Below are 1723 nucleotides of genomic sequence, written 5' to 3'. Positions count from 1 at the left end.
GTACTAGTGCCCCACTTCTGCATATTATCTCCGAAGGCCCGAGGTTCGAAATCATCATTATAGCGACCTACTTGACCGGGAATAAATGTTTGTATCGCATCGTTTAGTAGTACAATGAGTTGCAACGCCTGCTTGCGCACATCGTTTACTTTTTTTTCGTAATTATAGGCCGGAGCCAGAAAAGAAATGGTAGCAGGCTTGGGGTTGGTTCCAGCAGTATAGTAAACACTTTGATCGTGCAGATTAAAACCAAATTCGGCTTGAAGGCTATCTCGCAAGTGTTTTAATATTTGAGATTCCGGCGACTGTAGCCGAAGGGCATCTCGGTTTAGATCAATATCCAGCGCATTTTGTCGTTGAAACTGCTCGGCCCCGTCGGGATTGAGCATGGGCACAAAGTGAATATTCAGTTTACTTAAAATCTGCTCACGCAACGGGTCAAGCTCATCATTTTGACCGAAGAAATTGAATAAATCTAATCCGGCCATAGTAGCCGTGGTTTCATCGCCGTGCATTTGCGACCAAAGCAGCACGGTGGTTTCTCCGCTTCCGAAAGAAACATCATAGATCGTTCTTCCTTCAATAGATTGGCCTAATGGAGTAACTTCAAATATTGGATGCTCTTGCAGTTTTAACAGCAATGGCTCCACGTCGCTATGCTTAAAACGACGATGCATAATGCTGGTTTCCTTATACTGTTCGTGCGATTGATAAGCGGTGAGCGGTACGGAAGCACTCTGAGAAAATAAGTTAGTTGCGCCCAGTATGAGACTAAAAAAGGAAGCAGAAAATTTCATGCGGAAAAATACCGAATCTCACTGTATTGCCCATCTTCTAAGTGGGTTTTTCTAGCTCTATCGGAGAAATTATCTTTTCACAAAACGCGTCACGTTTTGAAAGCTTCCTTGGCGAAGCGTTAATACGTAGACACCTGGCTGGTATTCGGGAATACTGTACCTATTTTCACCCAGACCTACCCTACGACGGTCGATTTCCTGCCCAATGATGTTGTGCATAGTCGCTGTTGCTTCTCGCCAAATATCGTCTGTGATTTCTAGAGTAAATTCTCCTTCGTTGGGGTTAGGAAACAGCTGCACCTTCGGTTTATCCCGTTCTTCTTCGGTAGTAGCCGTGATGATATCTGTAAAAGAAAGATTATTTACCGTATCCCACACCTGAATGGTAAAATCACGGGTAACGTAGCCTAAAGACAGCCACTCTCCGTCAACTTCACGCCACTCATTTACCCGAAGGGCCACCACAAAATCGCCAGGAAGATTCGGAGCGTCCCAAACCACTGCGCTGGTATCAAACTCAAAAGTAGGAAGGCCCGTCCCTTCGGCATTGGTAGGATTATCGGCGTAGCGCAAGTCAACATCCAGGGGTAGAATATAAGAATCTACCGGCGCACCAATATCTTGCTGCGGAGTAACCAGCTCAAAAGATAGACTATCTCCATCCGGATCAAAGGCACCTAGTTTTTGAGTGAAGGTAGAATTAGTATACGCTACGTAGTTACCAACTCCCGAAAGTTGAGGAGTGCTATTGCAGAGCAGCGGATCGATAATCAACTTCGATTCTACGTACAGGGGAGTGTCTACCGAATTAGGAATATTGACTACATTGGCGTTACGATTGAATTCCCTAAACGTGATTATATATTCGCCTGAGCCAGGAAAGGCAACATCTAAGGTTAATTTACTTACACTTAAAGAATCGTCAC

The 1723-nt window shown here is 44.7% G+C and carries 2 protein-coding genes; both read right to left on the bottom strand.

What is annotated here, in order from left to right; genetic code table 11:
• Positions 1 to 797 (bottom strand): M14 family zinc carboxypeptidase (locus WBA23_RS04770; RefSeq protein ID WP_424581107.1); only part of this gene is annotated, 797 nt, incomplete at its 3' end.
• A gap of 69 nt (positions 798 to 866) precedes the next feature.
• Positions 867 to 1723, bottom strand: an 857-nt coding sequence (locus WBA23_RS04765) for a T9SS type A sorting domain-containing protein (RefSeq protein ID WP_424581106.1), incomplete at its 5' end; no start/stop codon positions are given.

It is taken from the genome of Tunicatimonas sp., from assembly GCF_049647865.1.
In the GTDB taxonomy this organism is placed as follows: domain Bacteria; phylum Bacteroidota; class Bacteroidia; order Cytophagales; family Cyclobacteriaceae; genus Tunicatimonas.
Note: the sequence above shows the minus strand (reverse complement) of the source record. Positions and strands in the feature narration are given on the sequence as shown.